Raw genomic sequence first — 17,955 nt, forward strand, 5'->3', positions numbered from 1 at the left:
AAGGAACACCCCCGCGATGCCCGCTCTGGAAATTGAAATCATCAACAAGTTGGGCCTGCACGCCCGCGCCTCGGCCAAATTTGTCGGCGTTGCCGGGCAGTTCCCTTGCCAGATCCGCGCCGGGCGCACGCCGGAATCGATGGTCGACGGCAAAAGCATCATGGCCATGATGATGCTGGCTGCGGGCAAGGGCACCAAGATTCACTTGAAGACGGAAGGCGAACAAGAGCAGGAAGCGATGGACGCCCTGGTTAAGTTGATCAATAACTACTTTGACGAGGGTGAGTAAACCCACCCTTTGAGACAGGTGTGAGGCTGCAATGGCCTCACCCTAATGCGGTATCCATCACCATCATCAAACAAAACCCGACGCACAACCCCAGGCTGGCAAGCTTTTCGTGACCGTTGCGGCGCGATTCCGGGATCACTTCGTGAGTCACCACCAGCAACATAGCCCCCGCCGCCAGCGCAAGCCCCAATGGCAACAGAACCTCAGCCAGGCTCACCAACCACGCACACAGCACGGCAAACACCGGCTCGACCAAGCCTGACGCGGCGCCGATCAAGAACGCCTTGACCCGCGACATGCCCGCGCCTGCCAACACCAGTGCAATCACCAAACCTTCCGGCACATCCTGCAAGGCAATGCCCATGGCCAGGCTGTCGGCGTCCGGCATGCCACCACCGGCAGAAACGCCCACTGCCATACCTTCCGGAATGTTGTGAGCAATGATGGCGAACACAAACAACCAGATACGCGGCGCAATCACGGGTTTATCCGACGTACCCACCAGCATTTCCGGGCTCGCACCGGAAACCTTGCGGTCTACCAGATACAGCCCGCACGCCCCCAGCATGATGCCGAAGCTGATCAAACCACTGGCACCCCAAGGCGAGAGCCCCAGGCCTTCGGCAGCCGCAATGCCCGGTACGATCAGCGAGAAAGCCGTCGCCGCCAACATTACCCCGGCACCAAAGCCCAGCAAGGTATCGCTCAGCGCTACCGGCATGCGGCGTATGACCAGCACGGGCACCGCGCCCAGTGCCGTGCCGAGCGCGCAGATAGCGCCGCCCTGCAAGGCGCGCAGGATACGCGGTTCAAGGTTTAGCCAGGCCAGCCCATGGGCCACCAGCAATGCAGTCCCTGCCAACAGCAACAGCGAGCCAAACGCATAACGAAACATTCGCCCGCTGCTGATCGCCAGTGTTTCAGTGCCCATAGTCGGCCTTAGATCTTGTTATAGGTTGAATATCAGGCCAGGGCGGCCTGGTAGCGTGCGGCGACTTCCGGCCAGTTGATCACGCTATAAAAGGCGTTGATGTATTCCGGGCGACGGTTCTGATACAGCAGGTAATAGGCGTGCTCCCACACGTCCAGGCCCAGGATTGGCGTGTTGCCGCTCATCAACGGGCTGTCCTGATTGCCACTGCTTTCCACCACCAGCGTCTTTTGCGGGGTGACACTCAGCCATGCCCAGCCGCTGCCGAAGCGGGTCAAGGCGGCCTTGGTGAAGGCCTCTTTGAAACTGTCGAAGCCGCCCAAATGCTCGTCGATGGCTTTGCCCAGTGCGCCGTCAGGTTTACCGCCGCCCTTTGGCGACATCACCGCCCAGAACAACGAGTGGTTGGCGTGACCACCCCCTTGGTTGATCACGGCAGCACGCAGTTTTTCCGGCAGTTGCTGCACGCTGGACACCAACTTCTCTACCGGCCAACCCGCAAACTCCGTGCCTTCGACCGCTGCATTGAGGTTGTTGATGTAGGTCTGGTGATGCTTGGTGTAGTGAATCTCCATGGTTTGCGCATCGATATGCGGCTCCAGGGCGTCGTAGGCGTAAGGCAGGGCAGGCAAGGTGTAGGTCATATCAATGTGCTCCGTAGTGTGGAGTGATCGGTTGCGCCGCAGTACCGCCCAGCAGGCGATGGGTACGCGGGTACTCGCCGTGATCGCTGATGAAATTCAACAGTTCGACGTAGGTCTTGCTGCTCTGGCGCAACGCCGCCTCGCGCAATTGCGGGTTCAGACGCGGGTCCTGCATGGTCTGCAACAGCCGTTGGTGAATGGCGCACAGGTATTCCGCGCTTTCCTCCGGCTGGTTCAGGCGCAGGTGCAGGTCCGCCAGGTTGTGGTGGGAAATGACGCAAGCCGCCACTGCTTCGTCGGCATCCGCCCAACGCTCGAACAACACTTGCGCCAGGGCCAGGGCTTGCAAATAGGCCTCACGAGCGTCGACCAACTCACCCGCCATAAAGCAGCGATTAGCCCGTTCGATCGTGCGTTTCCAGTGCTCCATGGTGCGCCTCCAAAGCAGGGTCGGTGATTACACGCCGCCGGCCGTGAGCTTTTCCGGGTCCAGCAGGATCTCCAGTTGGCTACGTGACAAGTCGGTGTGCTCAAGAGCGACATCGATCACCGGGCGGCCTTGCTGATAGGCTTTCTTGGCGATTTCAGCGGCCTTTTGGTAGCCAATGATCGGGTTGAGTGCGGTGACCAGGATCGGGTTACGCGACAGCGCTTCCTTAAGCTTGGCTTCGTTGACCTTGAAGCTGGCGATGGCTTTGTCGGCCAGCAGGAGGCTGGCATTGGCCAGCAATTCGAGGCTGCTGAGCAGGTTCTGGGCGATGATCGGCAGCATCACGTTCAGCTCGAAGTTGCCGGACTGACCCGTCACAGTGATCACCGTGTCATTGCCGATGACCTGGGCGGCAACCATGGCGGTGGCCTCCGGAATCACTGGATTGACCTTGCCCGGCATGATCGAGGAGCCTGGCTGCAAGCCTTCCAATTCGATTTCACCCAAGCCTGCGAGCGGGCCGGAGTTCATCCAGCGCAGGTCGTTGGCGATTTTCATCAGCGATACCGCAGTGGCTTTCAACTGGCCGGAAACGGCAACGGCGGTGTCCTGGGAGCCGATCAGCGCGAACAGGTTCTTGCCGGGGGTGAATTTCACCCCGCTAAGGATGCTCAGTTGCTGACTGAAACGCGCAGCAAATTCGGGGTGCGCATTGATCCCGGTGCCAACCGCCGTGCCACCCTGTGCCAGCGCCTGCAAGCTCGGCAGCAAATCCTGCAAATGGCCGATATTGGCCTTGAGCTGTTGCGCCCAACCATTAAGCACCTGGCTCATGCGCACCGGCATGGCGTCCATCAGGTGCGTTCGGCCGGTCTTGATGAACGGGTGGACCTCTTCGGCCTTTTGCTCGATGACTTGCACCAAGTGCAGCAAGGCCGGCAGCGTTTGCTCATGCAGCACCAAGGCTGCGCTGACGTGGATGGTGGTTGGGATAATGTCGTTGCTGCTTTGGCCACAGTTCACATGATCATTGGGGTTAACCGCTTCACCCAGCAAACGGCTGGCCAAGGTCGCAATCACTTCGTTGGCATTCATGTTCGAGCTGGTGCCGGAGCCGGTCTGGAAAATATCCACCGGGAAGTGCGGCATGAAGTTGCCTTCGAGCAGGCCCTGGGCCGCGTCAACGATGGCCTTGCCCTGCCCTTCGCTGATTTGCTTGAGGTCGACATTGACCTTGGCGGCGGCGGCCTTGGCCAGGATCAGGGCACGAATGAATTGCGTCGGCATGCGTTGATGACTGATCGGAAAATTGTTCACCGCGCGCTGGGTCTGCGCGCCATACAAAGCCTCGGCAGGCACTTGCAGCTCGCCCATGCTGTCGCGTTCGATACGGGTGTTACTCATCGTTTGATCCTTGCACCAGGTCGGAGTGAGAAATAGACGGCAGCAATTCGCAGGTCGCCAATTGCCAGGCAAAGGTCTGCCAGCACTTGAGGCGGCAGGCACAGTGGGAAAGTTTTTCCAGGTCGCGAAGTGGGCGCCAGGCCTGGTCCAGGCACATGGATCGCCAGTGCCAGGGCAAGGCGATGTCGCCCGCGGTGTCGATCAAAAGGCGGAATGACGTTTCGGCGATCGTCCACGGATGGGTCGCGGTGCAGCACGCCAGGTATCGCCCTTCGTTGAGGTAATGTTCGATCAGTCGCGGTTCATTGGGATCAAGGCCGCAGCGAATCTGACGACTCATCCAACGCCAACTTTCCAGGTACGGATCCTCATGCAGGACAGAACTCATGATCCACGCTCATTCGGTAATGATATTTATTATTAAATGATATTGAGAATCAAAACAAGAGCAGCAAATTGCAGCCATTAAAAAAGGCACGCCATCTTGAGGATGGCGTGCCTTTTTGATGAAGCGTCGCGCCGTTAACTGCCGGCGACGGTCATCCGCTCAATCAGCACCGAACCGGTGCGAATGTTGCTGCGCAGCTCCAGGTCATTACCCACTGCGACGATCTGCTTGAACATATCGCGCATGTTGCCGGCAATAGTCACTTCCTGGACGGCGAATTGAATCTCGCCATTTTCTACCCAGAAACCCGCCGCACCGCGTGAATAATCACCGGTCACCATGTTCAGGCCACTGCCCATCAGCTCGGTGACCAGCAGGCCTCGGCCCATACGACGCAACAGCGCTGCCTGGTCTTCATCGCCATGGGTGACGAACAGGTTGTGCACGCCACCGGCGTTCGCCGTGCTTGGCAGGCCCAGCTTGCGACCGGCGTAAGTGCCCAGCACGTAGGACACCAACTCGCCCTTTTCGACAAACGGTTTGGCATAGGTGGCCAGGCCATCACCATCGAATGAGGAACTGCCCATGGCACGCATCAGGTGCGGGCGCTCATCAATCGTCAGCCATTCAGGAAACAGTTTCTGGCCAATCGCGCCTTCAAGGAACGAAGATTTTCGGTACAGGTTGCCGCCGGAAATCGCGCCCAGGAAACTGCCGAACAAACCGCCAGCCAGCTCGGCCGAAAACAGCACCGGCACCTCGCACGTTGGTACCGGGCGTGCACCCAGGCGGCTCGCTGCACGTTGCGCCGCGCGCTGACCGATGCTGACTGGATCGGCGAGCAATTCGCCCTGGCGGCTCACGTCGTACCAGTAATCGCGCTGCATCTGGCCATTGGCTTCGGCGATCATCACGCAGCTCAAGCTATGGCGAGTGGAGGCATAACCACCGATAAAACCATGGCTGTTACCGTAGACACGGCAGCCTTGATGAGTGCTCAACGTGGTGCCATCAGCGTTATTGATGCGGGCATCGGCATCAAACGCCGCTGCTTCGCAGATCAGTGCCTTTTCGATCGCTTGCTCGGGCGTGATGTCCCAGGCGTGAAACAGATCGAAATCCTTCAAGTCCTTGGCCATCAGCGCTTTGTCGGCCAGGCCCGAGCTTTCATCCTCGGAGGTGTGCTTGGCAATCGCCAGCGCCGCCGCCACGGTTTCACGAATTGCTTCCGGCCCACTGGCGGAAGTACTGGCCGAGCCTTTGCGCTGCCCGGCATACAACGTGATACCAAAACCCTGGTCGCGATTGAATTCAACAGTTTCTACTTCACGCTGGCGCACCGACGTCGACAGCCCCTGCTCCAGCGACACGGCTACTTCACAGGCGCTGGCCCCCTGGCGCTTGGCCTCGGCAAGGATCTGCTCGACTTGTTCCTGCAGTGCCGGTAACGCTTGCGGACCGACGCTTTGGGCTGCACTCATGGTTTTCTCCACTCAAATTCTGCTTTCGGTTAAGGCCATCGAGCGACCGGGCCGGACAAGCGGCCCCCGACTGGTTATCATGGCGGCGTTTCTTTGCGGACTGCCACCATGGTTGATTCTTACGACGACTCCCTCGATGGGGAGAAAAGCAAAACCCAGGTCAAACGCGAGCTGCATGCGCTGGTTGACCTCGGCGAGCGCCTTACAACGCTCAAGAAAGACTTGATTGCCAAATTGCCACTGACCGACGAAATGCGCCGGGCGCTTGCGGATGCTCCCAAGCACACCGCGAATATCGCGCGTAAACGGCACATCATGTTTATCGGCAAGCTGATGCGCGATCAGGACACTGATGCCATTCTGGCCTTGCTCGATCAAACCGATGCCTCCACTCGCCAGTACAACGAACGCTTCCATAACCTGGAGCGCTGGCGTGACCGCCTGATCTCGGGCGATGACGCGGTGCTGGAGAAATTCGTGCTGGACTACCCGGACGCGGACCGCCAGCAACTGCGCTCCCTGATCCGTCAGGCCCAGCACGAGCAGGCGCATAACAAGGCGCCGGCCACCAGCCGTAAAATCTTCAAATACATCCGTGAGCTGGACGAGACTCAACGCGGCCTGCGTTGACCCTCTTCCCCGGGTGGCGGTCTTCGCCACCCGAAGCTCCGGCCATTACGACCCCGTGCCACCCACGGTGATCGCATCGATTTTCAAGGTTGGCTGACCGACGCCGACTGGCACCGACTGCCCATCCTTACCGCAGGTGCCCACGCCGCTGTCCAGCGACAGGTCATTACCGACCATCGACACCTTGCTCATGGCTTCCGGCCCATTGCCAATCAACGTCGCCCCTTTGACCGGCGCGGTAATCTTGCCGTCTTCGATCAGGTACGCTTCGCTGGTGGAGAACACAAACTTGCCGCTGGTGATATCGACCTGGCCGCCGCCGAGGTTGGCGCAGTAGATCCCGCGTTTTACCGAGGCGATGATTTCCGCGGGGTCGCTTTCGCCACCGAGCATGTAGGTGTTGGTCATGCGCGGCATCGGCAGGTGCGCGTAAGACTCGCGACGGCCGTTACCGGTACGCGCCACACCCATGAGGCGGGCGTTGAGCTTGTCCTGCATATAGCCCTTGAGCACGCCGTTTTCAATCAGCGTGGTGCATTCGGTCGGCGTGCCTTCGTCGTCGACACTCAACGAGCCACGCCGGCCAGCCAGGGTGCCGTCATCGACAATGGTGCAGAGTTTGGATGCAACCATTTCGCCCATGCGCCCGCTGTAGGCCGAACTGCCTTTGCGGTTGAAGTCGCCTTCCAGGCCGTGGCCCACGGCTTCGTGCAGCAGCACGCCAGACCAGCCCGAGCCCAACACCACCGGCAAGGTACCGGCCGGCGCCGGAATGGCTTCCAGGTTGACCAGCGCCTGACGCAGCGCTTCACGGGCGTAACCCATGGCGCGGTCTTCAGCGAGGAAATAACGGTAGTCGGTACGCCCGCCACCGCCGTGACCACCGCGCTCGCGGCGGCCGTTCTGCTCAACAATCACACTCACGTTGAAACGCACCAGCGGCCGCACGTCCGCCGCCAGCCCGCCGTCCGTGGACGCCACCAGAATGCGCTCCCACACGCCAGCCATGCTCACCGTTACTTGCTGAATACGCGGGTCGAGCGCACGAGTGGCCGCATCGATACGCTTGAGCAAATCGACCTTTTCCGCGCGGCTGATCACCTCCAGCGGGTTATCCGGCGCGTACAGCTGGGCCACGTCCTGAGTGCTGAAAGCCTGCACAGTGCCGTTCTGGCCGGCGCGGGAAATCGAGCGTGCCGCGCGCGCCGCCAGGCCGAGGGCTTCAAGGGTGATGGCGTTGCTGTAGGCAAAACCAGTCTTTTCACCGGATTGCGCGCGCACGCCTACGCCTTGGTCAAGGTTGAAACTGCCTTCCTTGACGATGCCGTCTTCGAGGGCCCACGACTCGGAAATCTGGCCCTGGAAATACAGGTCGGCCGCGTCGATGCCCGGCCCGGCCAGATCACCGAGCACGGTTTGCAAACTTTCGATGGTCACGCCACCGGGTGCCAGGAGGTGTTCACTGACTGAGGACAACAACTCGCTCATAGGTTTGGCCTTAAATTCATCGTTCTGAAGCAGGCCGCTGCGCGCCCTGCGAGAAAAAGCGCCGATGATTGACCACCGGCATGCGCGCCCGTATCGACGCTTGTTCACTGCTATCGCGTTCGGCCAACAACACCGCTTCGCCTTGATCCTGTTGTGTCAGCACACGCCCCCAAGGGTCGACAATGGCTGCGTGGCCAAAGGTTTCCCGTGGCCCCGGGTGCGCACCGCCTTGAGCGGCGGCCAATAAATAGCACTGGGTTTCGATGGCTCGCGCCCGAATCAGTACATCCCAATGTGCCGCGCCGGTCACCGCCGTAAAGGCCGAAGGCGCGGTAATCAACTCCGCCCCCGCTGCACGCAGCTCGCTGTACAGCTCGGGAAACCGCAAGTCGTAGCACACCGTCAGGCCCAAGCGCCCCACCGGCGTGTCCGCCACCACCACATTGCTCCCGAAAGCATAGTCGTCAGATTCGCGATAACGCCCCCTGGCATCTGCAACATCGACATCAAACAGGTGCAATTTGTCGTACCGGGCGACGATTTCGCCCTGATCATCGATCAATAGCGAGCAAGCGTTGGACTTGGCGTGCGGTTGGTCCTTGGGCGGCAACGGCAAAGTGCCGGCCACTATCCATAAGGTGAGGTCGCGGGCGGTCTGTTTCAACCAGGGCAGGATCGGGCCTTCGCCCAAGGCTTCGGCGCGACCGATATCGGCCACGTCGCGGCGACCCATGGCAGCGAAGTTCTCCGGCAGTACCGCAAGCTTCGCACCGCCCGCTGCCGCCTGCTCCAGCAAGCGCCGGGCCTGGGCCAGGTTGGCCAGCACATCGCTCTGGCTGACCATTTGAATTACCGCAAAGGGCATGGGCCGACACTCCATAATAGGCATGCGGCCATGCTACTCCACAGGCTCTCAGTTTGGCTTTTCAAATGGCTTGTCGAAGGTGATTTTTGGATCCTTCCACGGGCCTTGAACCTTGTATTGCACGCTGGCGAAGCGCGAAACACGGTCACCGATCAGCTTGTCGATCAGGAACAACGCGCCGCCAATGGCGGGCGCGCCGACAATCAGCGCGGCAATCGGCAGGTTGTTGGTCACCGGCAACGTGACCAGCAGCTTGGCGTCGACACGGTCAGCCACCAGGTCCAGGGTGCCATTGAGCTCGAGGTTGGTGGACGGGCCGGTCATGGTGATGGGTTCACGGGTGACGAACACCCCATCACTGGCGGCCAGCAAGCCTTTGACCCGGTCATAACTCAAGCCCTTGCCGAGCAGGTCCGAGAAGTCCAGGCGCAAACGGCGACCGATCGAATTGAAGTTGAGCAAACCAAACACCCGCAAGGCCTGGGCGCCACCTTCCACTTCGACAAACTGGCCTTTACGGAATGACGCATCCAGGCTACCGGAGAAACGCTTGGGGCCAACCCAGGCCGGCGAACCCGGCCAACGGCCATCCACATCCAGGTGGAAGTCTTCGCTGGTCACGGTCGGCGCAAAACCCCAGCCCTTGAGCACGTCGGCAATGTTCTTGCCGTCCAGGCGGCCCTTGTACCAGCTGCTGCTGGCGCCGGGCGCGCCTTCCCAACCGCCGGCACCATTAAGCTGCATGCCCTTGAGGCCGAGGTTGAGGTTGTTGAAGGCCAGGCCTTTGGCAGTCGGGCGGATCTTCAGCGACCAGGCGCCCACCAGGTCGGGGCCCTGGAACAGCTGGTTGATGGCGATATCCAGCGCGGGGATGTCCTTGGGGTCGATATCCGCCAACGGGTCCGGTGCGTTTTCGTCGGCCTGCGCGGTCGGGTCCACCGCCGGCAGCTTCACGTATTGCAGGTTGATCGCAATCGGCGCGCCCTTGGCGTCCGGCAGGTTGACCGTGCCCTTGGCCTGCTGGCTGTCGAGCTGCAAACCCCAGGCGGCAGGCTTGCGGTCCAGCTGAAGGTTGGCCTGATCAAGCTGGGTGCCAAAACCGATCAGTTTGCCCACTTTGAAGTCGGCACCACTGAGCAACTGTTTGGCGCTGCCGCCTGGGTCGTTACCGGCGTAGCGGTTGGCGAGTTTTTTCCATGGGTCAATATCCAGTTCCGACAGCACACCGCGAATACGCAAGCCTTTGGCTGCGGGCAACACAGCATTGCCGGCGCCAAGGAACAACTCCCCGCGCCCATCATTGAATTTGTCCGGCGGCGAGGCAAAGGTAAAGCTCGCCAATTCGCCGTAGTCGAACCAGTAACGACGCTCGGCACCTTGCAACGTCATGCGGAACACACTGTCACGGCCTTGGCTGGCAGGCATGCCGAAGGGCGCCGGCAGGTCTACCGCCACGCCTTTCATAGTGGAACTGACCATCAGTTGGCTGTCGGCGCCGTCCAGTGTGAGTTGCAGCTGGTACGGAATATCACCGGACACTGGCAACGGCTGGCTGATTTTTAACCAATCGGTCAAGCGCTTGACCGTGACCTGGCCCTTGGCGGTGACGCGGGTACTGATGTTGCCTGGCTTGCCATCGGCAACAATTTGCGCGGTGATCGGTCGATCGAATGCCTGGGCCGAGATGTTCTGGCCACTCAAGCCCTTGCTGCTGTCGAAGCGGAAATCGCCCTTGAGCTGTGTCAGGTCCAAGGTCGGCTCCGCCAATTGAAGACGGGCTTTGTCGGTCTTGAAGTCCACCACGATCTTCGGCTCGGTGCCTTTGACCAGCGCAATGTCCAGGTCCAGATTGCCTTGCAGGTCGCCGTCGCCCTTCCAGCCGGCAAAGGTTGAACCCGTGCCTATCGGCGCGTCCTGAAGGATCTTCAAACCATCACCCAGGCCGCCCGCAAACCCACCGGTGATCAGCAGGTGGCTGTCTTTACCGGCCGGTGCGTGGGGAATATTGACGTACACGTCCTTGACCTTGGTGTCGAGCAATTGGCCCTTGCTGGCCAGGATGCGCACGCCGCTCTCCTCGACAAACACTTCGCCATTGACCTTGCTCACATGCGGCCAACCCGGCTGGAAGGCCAGTTCGGCGTCATGCACCTTGAAGAACAAGCTGATGTTGCGCGCAGCGGGCAGCGCGTCATGGTTGAGCGAACCTTGGTACTGGAAGAACCCTTGGTCCACGGCGCCTTTAAGAATTGCGGTGCGCAGCCATTCATCCAGGGACGGGCTCAACACGGCCGGCAAATACTTGGGCGTGAAACGACCATCGCCATCGACCATACCGACCCGCAGGTCCATGTAGTCTTCCTGGGCATGGTCGAAGTGCAGGCGAATCAGGAAGTCGGCAGCCACTTTGCCCTCCTCGCCCAGCACCTTGATGTAAGGGGCAATCAGGGTGAAGCCTTCTTTATCCAGCTTCCATGTCAGGCGCGCGTTGGCCTGGATGTACTGCCAGGGCTTGGCGAAGATCGGGTACAGGTGCAGGGAAAAATCCTTGCTGTCCATACGCAACTCACCCTGGCCCAAATCGCCACTGATACTCCCGGATACGTTCCGTGCGGCTGGCGCACCGAAGTACGCGTCAAAACCGATGCGTTCAAGGTTGGCGGCGAAGCTGAGTTTTTTATCGGTGGCGTCCTGCGGGCGGAAATCCACCAACACATTGCGCAACACGCCCGTGGCCTTGAGGTGCTCGATGGTTTTGGCAAAACCTTCCGGCAATGGCGCCAAGGCATTCAACAGCGGGGTAACAGGGGTCAGGTCAAGGCGGTCAGCCTGAAGCTTCCAGGTTTCCTGGTCTTTGTCGGTCGCCACGCTTTGTTGCAGTTGCAGGTGTGATTCCCAGCGGGTATCGCCGATGTTCATCGCCAGTGAATCGAACAACACCTTAAGGCCACTGTCACTGCGTTGCAGGTAGGCGGTCAGGGCGAGGTTTTCGATATGCACAGGTTTGCGGTCGGCGTAACTGCCCTTTACTTGCGGTGAGTTGAGGCGCACCACGGCACTTTGGACGGTGCCTTTGCCCCAATTGAGCCAGAACTCGCCACCGGCTTTGAACTGAGTGAGCTTCCATTGCTGGGTCAGCCTGGCGGGAATCCATTTGGCCCAGTCACTTTGAGGCAGGCTCAGGTAGGCTTCGACTTCGCCCTCTTTCCATGCGCTTGCACGAATACGGCTACGAAGGCTCAGCGCCAAAGGCTGGCCGTCCGGCAGGGTGAGGCGTGCATCCAGGCGTTGGCGGGTGTTGCCGGTATGCAGGCTCAGGCCCACATAGGTCAGGGTCAACGGCGCTTGCTCGAACGGCTGCAATGTCACCTGGCTGTCGAGCAACGACACGCGCTTGACCATCTGCATGCGCGTGAGCAACTGCTGCGGGTCCAACGGCTGGTCATCCTGCACCGGCAAACCTTGCAGCGCCCAGTGGCCGTCCTGGTCTTCCTTGACACTCAACTGCAGGCCGCTGACTTCCAGGTGGGCGATACGCACTTCGCGCGCCATCAGGCTGGCCCAGATATCCGGCACCACTTCAACCTGATCCAGGCGCAAGGCGCTGTTGCCTTCGCCGACCATCACGTCGTGGGCCAGCAATATCGGCGCGAAACCACTCCAGCGCCCTTCGAGGCTGCCGATGTGCAGGGGCATCTCCACCGCAGCCTGCGCCTTGACTTCAACTTCGGCGCGGTACTCCGCCACCAGTGGGACCAACTCACGACCCAGGCTCACGTACACCGCCGCCAGTACCAGCAGCAAGGCGCACAGGCCCAGGCCCCAACGGGTCAAGGCGGCAAAAAAGCGTGTCAGACGCTCCATGTCAGGCGACCCTCAAGGCAGTTAGCGGACGGCAGATCAACGCCTGCCGGTCTCGAATAAAGAAAGCGCTTGGGGATCAGAGCAGCACCACGTCGTATTGTTCCTGGGAATACATGGTTTCGACCTGGAAACGAATGGTACGCCCGATAAAACCCTCAAGCTCAGCAACGTTACCGGACTCTTCATCCAGCAATCGGTCGACCACTTTCTGGTTGGCAAGCACTCTATAGCCTTCCGCCTGGTAGGCACGTGCCTCCCGTAAGATTTCGCGGAAAATCTCGTAGCAAACCGTTTCCGGGGTCTTCAACTTTCCACGCCCCTGGCAACTGCTGCACGGCTCGCACAGCACTTGCTCAAGGCTTTCGCGGGTGCGCTTGCGGGTCATCTGCACAAGACCAAGCTCGGTGATCCCGATAATGTTGGTCTTGGCGTGGTCACGCTCCAGTTGCTTCTCCAGGGTGCGCAGCACTTGGCGCTGGTGCTCTTCGTCTTCCATGTCGATGAAGTCGATAATGATGATGCCGCCCAGGTTGCGCAGGCGCAGTTGACGGGCAATCGCGGTGGCCGCTTCGAGGTTGGTCTTGAAGATGGTTTCTTCGAGGTTGCGATGGCCCACGAACGCGCCGGTGTTGACATCGATGGTGGTCATGGCTTCGGCCGGATCGACCACCAGATAGCCGCCGGACTTGAGCGGCACTTTGCGCTCCAGGGCTTTCTGGATTTCATCTTCGACGCCATACAGGTCGAAGATCGGCCGCTCGCCAGGATAATGCTCCAGGCGGTCGGCAATTTCCGGCATCAGCTCGGCCACGAATTGCGTAGTGCGCTGGAAGGTTTCCCGCGAGTCGATGCGAATTTTCTCGATCTTCGGGCTGACCAGGTCACGCAAGGTACGCAACGCCAGACCGAGGTCCTCATAAATGACACTCGGCGCACCAATGGTTTTGATCTGTGCGCCGATCTGGTCCCAGAGCCTGCGCAGGTAGCGGATGTCCATGAGGATTTCGTCAGCACCGGCGCCTTCTGCCGCAGTACGCAAAATAAACCCACCCGCTTCCTTGATGCCCTCGGCCGCCACGCAGTCGCTGACCACCTTTTTCAGGCGCTCACGCTCGGCTTCGTCTTCAATCTTGAGGGAAATACCCACATGCGCGGTACGCGGCATGTACACCAGATAGCGCGAGGGGATCGACAGTTGCGTCGTCAGCCGCGCGCCTTTTGAACCGATCGGATCCTTGGTGACTTGCACCACCAGGCTCTGCCCTTCGTGCACCAGGGCGCTGATGCTTTCTACCGCCGGGCCTTCACGCAGGGAAATTTCCGAGGCGTGGATAAACGCGGCACGGTCCAGGCCGATGTCGACGAAAGCCGCCTGCATGCCCGGTAATACGCGCACCACCTTGCCTTTATAGATATTGCCGACAATACCGCGCTTCTGGGTGCGCTCGACGTGCACTTCCTGCAGAACACCGTTTTCTACCACCGCCACGCGCGATTCCATCGGCGTGATATTGATCAGAATCTCTTCACTCATGGCTGGGTCTCGTTCAGGCGTTTTCACAATAGTGACCGATCGCTTAAGGCTTGGCGCGCAAATAAAGGCGTTCAGCGCGCGGTAAGGTTTTGCCAACAGGGTATGCCGAATTGGCCGAGCAGTTGCGCGGTTTCGCACACCGGCAGGCCGACCACAGCGGAATAGCTGCCATTGAGCCCGGCGACAAACACCGAACCCAGCCCCTGGATAGCATAGCCGCCGGCCTTGTCCGCAGGTTCGCCACTGTGCCAGTAGGATGTAGCTTCCTGGACAGAAATAGCGCGAAAACGTACACGACTGCTTACACAACGCGTTTCGCAACGATGGCCGTCGGTGAGGGCAATGGCAGTGAGCACTTCATGTTCACGACCTGAAAGCGCCATCAGCATCGCCAAGGCATCGGCTTGGTCCACGGGCTTGCCAAGGATCTGGCCATCCACGATCACCGCCGTGTCCGCACCCAGCACACAGGCCTGCACACTTTGTTCAAGCGCAGCAAAACCCGCCTCGGCCTTGCCGCGCGCAAGGCGCTCGACGTAGGCAACGGCGGGTTCATTAGTAAGAGGGGTTTCATCAATGTCGGCGCTGACCACAGTGAAAGGCACACCGATCTGGGTCAACAGTTCACGCCGCCTCGGTGAGCCCGAGGCCAGGTAAAGCGAATTCATTGCAGACTCTCCCTGTAGAGTTTGATAACCAGGCAGAGCCTCGCAATCCATTCAATTGATTTTATAGCGACGACGTAACCCACGCAGGCCGAAACTGACCCAAGGCCACAGCAGCGCACTGACCAACGCTGGCAACACCAGCGCCAAGGTCGGTTGGCGGTTGCCGGTCAAGGCACTGAGCCACAGTTGCACCAATTGCGCCAGGCCGAAGATCACCAGGATCACCAGGCACTGTTGCCACATCGGGAACATGCGCAAACGCTGCTGCAACGACAGCACCAGGAAAGTAATCAGCGTGAGGATCAATGCGTTCTGACCCAGCAAGGTGCCATAGAGCACGTCTTCCGCCAAGCCCAGGCACATCGCCGTGACCATCCCGACTTTATGCGGCAGGGTCAGCGACCAGAACGCGAGCAACAACGCGAGCCAGAGCGGTCGCAGGATCTCCATGAATTGCGGCAGCGGCGAGACGCTGAGCAATAAGCCGATGGCGAAGGTCAGCCAGACGATCCAACCATTGCGTGAATGAGTACCGGCCATTATTCCTCCCTCTGCCGCGTGGTTGCCGGGGCAGCGGCCGCTGGTCGAGCGGCTGGTGTGGCGGCAGGCGTCGACGCAGGCGGTTTGGTTGCGGCGGGTTTCGCCGGGCGGGCGTTGTGGGTGGCAGGTTTAACGGGCGTCGCCACCGGCGCTGCCGGAGTTGCCACCGGTGCAGGCGGCCCAACAAATGCGGGCTTGGGCACCGTTGCGGGAACGATCGGCGTTATACCGTTCTGCTTGTCTTCCGCTTCCTGGGCCTGGGCGGCGTCGTTGGCGCGCTCTTCCGGAGTGCGATTGTCGCTGAATACCAGCAACAGATAGCGGCTGCGGTTCAAGGCAGCGGTTGGCACGGCACGCACGATAGCGAAAGGCTGGCCGGAATCGTGGATCACTTCCTTGACCGTCGCCACCGGGTAACCCGCCGGGAAGCGCTGACCCAAACCGGAGCTGACCAGCAGGTCGCCTTCCTTGATATCGGCGGTGTCGGCAACGTGACGCAACTCCAGACGCTCCGGGTTGCCGGTGCCGCTGGCAATCGCGCGCAGGCCGTTACGGTTGACCTGTACCGGAATGCTGTGGGTGGTGTCCGTCAGCAACAATACCCGTGAGGTGTAGGGCATAAGCTCCACCACCTGGCCCATCAGGCCACGGGCATCAAGCACCGGTTGGCCCAGCACGACACCGTCGCGCTCACCCTTGTTGATGATGATGCGGTGGGTAAAGGGATTTGGGTCCATGCCGATCAACTCGGCCACTTCGACCTTCTCGTTGACCAATGCCGAAGAATTGAGCAACTCGCGCAGCCGAACGTTCTGCTCGGTGAGGGCCGCGAGCTTTTGCATGCGCCCCTGCAACAGCAGGTTTTCAGTCTTGAGTTTTTCGTTCTCGGCGACCAGCTCGGTGCGGCTGCCGAATTGGCTGGCCACGCCCTGGTAGAGCCGTTGCGGCAGGTCAGTGATCCAGTAAGTCTGCATCAACACCAGCGACATCTGGCTGCGCACGGGCTTGAGCAGTGCAAAGCGGGCATCGACCACCATCAGCGCGACCGAAAGCACGACCAGCACCAATAAGCGCACGCCCAATGAGGGGCCTTTGGCGAAAAGCGGTTTAATAAGCCGCTCCTCCCAGGCAAATGTTCTCTTTATTCATACGGCATCAAACCGGCCTGGATGCAGATTGAAGAAGATAAACGCCAACAGGCAGCACTGCAAAGTGCTGCCTGCGGGCGAAGCATGGTGCAACCAACGATCTTATTCGCTGGAGAGCAGGTCCATGGTGTGTTTATCCATCATTTCCAGTGCACGACCACCGCCACGGGCAACGCAGGTCAGCGGGTCTTCGGCGACGATCACCGGCAGGCCGGTTTCCTGGGCCAGCAGCTTGTCGAGGTCGCGCAGCAAGGCGCCACCACCGGTCAGCACCAGGCCACGCTCGGCGATATCGGAAGCCAGTTCCGGCGGCGATTGCTCCAGGGCGCTTTTCACAGCCTGAACGATGGTGGCCAGGGACTCTTGCAGAGCTTCCAGCACTTCATTGGAGTTCAGGGTGAAGGCACGTGGAACGCCTTCGGCCAGGTTGCGACCACGAACGTCGACTTCGCGAACTTCGCCGCCCGGGTAAGCGGTGCCGATTTCCTGCTTGATGCGCTCAGCGGTAGATTCGCCGATCAGGCTGCCGTAGTTACGACGTACATACGTGATGATCGCTTCGTCGAAACGGTCGCCGCCTACACGCACGGATTCGGCATACACCACACCGTTCAGGGAAATCAGGGCGATCTCGGTAGTACCACCACCGATATCCACCACCATCGAACCGCGCGCTTCCTCAACCGGCAGGCCGGCGCCGATTGCGGCAGCCATAGGCTCTTCGATCAGGAACACTTCACGGGCACCGGCACCAAGGGCCGATTCACGGATGGCACGACGCTCCACCTGGGTGGACTTGCACGGAACGCAGATCAGCACACGTGGGCTGGGCTGCAGAAAACTGTTTTCGTGAACTTTGTTGATGAAGTACTGCAGCATCTTTTCGCAGACGCTGAAGTCGGCGATCACGCCGTCTTTCATCGGACGAATGGCAGCAATATTGCCTGGTGTACGGCCGAGCATGCGCTTGGCCTCGGTGCCTACGGCAACGACACTTTTCTGATTACCATGGGTCCGAATGGCCACAACCGATGGCTCATTCAGAACGATACCGCGCTCGCGCACGTAAATAAGGGTGTTGGCAGTGCCCAGGTCAATGGAAAGATCGCTGGAAAACATGCCACGCAGTTTCTTGAACATGGGGAAAGGACCCTAGGCAACGCGTGGGTAAAAAAGTGCGGCAAACTCTAACAACGACAGGGATTTTGGGCAAGGCGCCAATGTGCTAAATTGGCCGACTTTCTGTGCACCAACCCCCACAATCGCGGCCTTATGACCGTAGAAATGCGGTAGTGTTCCGACAATCTAACACACGGATGCCCTCCGTTCTGTTTTCCACTGGAGAAACCCATGGCGCTTGAACGCTCCGACGTGGAAAAAATCGCGCATCTGGCCTCGCTTGGCCTTAATGACGCCGATCTTCCACAGACCACCGCAGCCCTGAACAGCATTCTCGGGCTGGTCGACCAAATGCAGGCCGTAAATACCGACGGCATCGAGCCCCTGGCTCACCCGCTGGAAGCCAGCCAGCGCCTGCGTGCAGACGTTGTGACCGAGCGAAATAATCGCGAGGCCTACCAGTCCATCGCGCCAGCGGTCGAAAACGGCCTGTACCTGGTTCCGAAAGTCATCGACTAAAGGGAAAGAGCCT

General features: G+C 60.1%; 17 protein-coding genes. 3 read left to right on the forward strand and 14 right to left on the reverse strand.

The window, feature by feature from the left end; translation table 11 throughout:
• Nucleotides 1-16: 16 nt before the first annotated feature.
• The gene (locus tag HX790_RS06325; RefSeq protein WP_017138240.1) at nt 17-289 is read left to right on the forward strand and encodes an HPr family phosphocarrier protein; all 273 of its coding nucleotides are present in this window, start codon (nt 17-19) and stop codon (nt 287-289) included.
• A gap of 37 nt (nt 290-326) precedes the next feature.
• On the opposite strand, the gene HX790_RS06330 is transcribed toward HX790_RS06325, so the two are convergent.
• From HX790_RS06330 to pmbA, 6 genes are all read right to left on the reverse strand, one after another.
• Nucleotides 327-1,220, reverse strand: a complete 894-nt coding sequence (locus HX790_RS06330; RefSeq protein ID WP_099548388.1) for a ZIP family metal transporter — start codon at nt 1,218-1,220, stop codon at nt 327-329.
• Nucleotides 1,221-1,252: 32 nt separating this feature from the next.
• The gene (locus HX790_RS06335; RefSeq protein ID WP_017138242.1) at nt 1,253-1,864 is read right to left on the reverse strand and encodes a superoxide dismutase; all 612 of its coding nucleotides are present in this window, start codon (nt 1,862-1,864) and stop codon (nt 1,253-1,255) included.
• 1 nt (nt 1,865) lies between these two features.
• The gene (locus tag HX790_RS06340) at nt 1,866-2,294 is read right to left on the reverse strand and encodes a hypothetical protein (RefSeq protein ID WP_017138243.1); all 429 of its coding nucleotides are present in this window, start codon (nt 2,292-2,294) and stop codon (nt 1,866-1,868) included.
• Nucleotides 2,295-2,321: 27 nt separating this feature from the next.
• On the reverse strand, nt 2,322-3,698 hold the full coding sequence (locus tag HX790_RS06345) for a lyase family protein (protein ID WP_176991353.1): 1,377 nt from the start codon (nt 3,696-3,698) through the stop codon (nt 2,322-2,324).
• Entirely contained in the window at nt 3,691-4,086 is a 396-nt protein-coding gene (locus HX790_RS06350) for a FagA protein (RefSeq protein WP_176991354.1), read from the reverse strand. The genes HX790_RS06345 and HX790_RS06350 overlap by 8 nt, the downstream gene beginning before the upstream one ends.
• A gap of 134 nt (nt 4,087-4,220) precedes the next feature.
• On the reverse strand, nt 4,221-5,567 hold the full coding sequence (pmbA, locus tag HX790_RS06355; protein WP_176991355.1) for a metalloprotease PmbA: 1,347 nt from the start codon (nt 5,565-5,567) through the stop codon (nt 4,221-4,223).
• A 108-nt stretch (nt 5,568-5,675) separates the two neighbouring features.
• On the opposite strand from pmbA, the gene yjgA reads away from it, so the two are divergent.
• Nucleotides 5,676-6,197, forward strand: a complete 522-nt coding sequence (gene yjgA, locus HX790_RS06360) for a ribosome biogenesis factor YjgA (RefSeq protein ID WP_017138246.1) — start codon at nt 5,676-5,678, stop codon at nt 6,195-6,197.
• A 45-nt stretch (nt 6,198-6,242) separates the two neighbouring features.
• Here yjgA and tldD read toward each other — a convergent pair whose 3' ends face one another.
• From tldD to mreB, 8 genes are all read right to left on the reverse strand, one after another.
• Entirely contained in the window at nt 6,243-7,685 is a 1,443-nt protein-coding gene (gene tldD / locus HX790_RS06365; protein ID WP_064450712.1) for a metalloprotease TldD, read from the reverse strand.
• 16 nt (nt 7,686-7,701) lie between these two features.
• Nucleotides 7,702-8,550 carry a carbon-nitrogen hydrolase family protein gene (locus tag HX790_RS06370; protein WP_017138248.1) on the reverse strand — a complete coding sequence of 283 codons (849 nt, stop codon included), beginning with the start codon at nt 8,548-8,550 and terminating at the stop codon, nt 7,702-7,704.
• Between the two features lie 48 nt (nt 8,551-8,598).
• Nucleotides 8,599-12,414 (reverse strand): YhdP family protein, encoded by a 3,816-nt coding sequence (locus HX790_RS06375; RefSeq protein WP_176991356.1) that lies wholly within the window; start codon nt 12,412-12,414, stop codon nt 8,599-8,601.
• Between the two features lie 76 nt (nt 12,415-12,490).
• Nucleotides 12,491-13,948, reverse strand: a complete 1,458-nt coding sequence (rng, locus tag HX790_RS06380) for a ribonuclease G (RefSeq protein ID WP_010213134.1) — start codon at nt 13,946-13,948, stop codon at nt 12,491-12,493.
• 71 nt (nt 13,949-14,019) lie between these two features.
• Entirely contained in the window at nt 14,020-14,616 is a 597-nt protein-coding gene (locus HX790_RS06385) for a nucleoside triphosphate pyrophosphatase (protein ID WP_176991357.1), read from the reverse strand.
• Between the two features lie 51 nt (nt 14,617-14,667).
• A complete protein-coding gene (gene mreD / locus HX790_RS06390; protein ID WP_017138250.1) occupies nt 14,668-15,156 on the reverse strand; it encodes a rod shape-determining protein MreD in 489 nt (162 codons plus the stop codon).
• Entirely contained in the window at nt 15,156-16,268 is a 1,113-nt protein-coding gene (mreC, locus tag HX790_RS06395) for a rod shape-determining protein MreC (protein WP_080593785.1), read from the reverse strand. The genes mreD and mreC overlap by 1 nt, the downstream gene beginning before the upstream one ends.
• Before the next feature lie 138 nt (nt 16,269-16,406).
• Nucleotides 16,407-17,444: a rod shape-determining protein MreB gene (gene mreB, locus HX790_RS06400; protein ID WP_002555108.1), complete on the reverse strand. Its 1,038-nt coding sequence runs from the start codon at nt 17,442-17,444 to the stop codon at nt 16,407-16,409.
• Between the two features lie 210 nt (nt 17,445-17,654).
• Between mreB and gatC the strand changes: the two genes are divergently transcribed.
• The gene (gatC, locus tag HX790_RS06405) at nt 17,655-17,942 is read left to right on the forward strand and encodes an Asp-tRNA(Asn)/Glu-tRNA(Gln) amidotransferase subunit GatC (RefSeq protein ID WP_003188556.1); all 288 of its coding nucleotides are present in this window, start codon (nt 17,655-17,657) and stop codon (nt 17,940-17,942) included.
• The last annotated feature ends 13 nt before the right edge of the window (nt 17,943-17,955 follow it).

Origin of the sequence: Pseudomonas sp. IPO3747 (assembly GCF_013385245.1) — a bacterium.
Classification (GTDB): domain Bacteria; phylum Pseudomonadota; class Gammaproteobacteria; order Pseudomonadales; family Pseudomonadaceae; genus Aquipseudomonas; species Aquipseudomonas edaphica.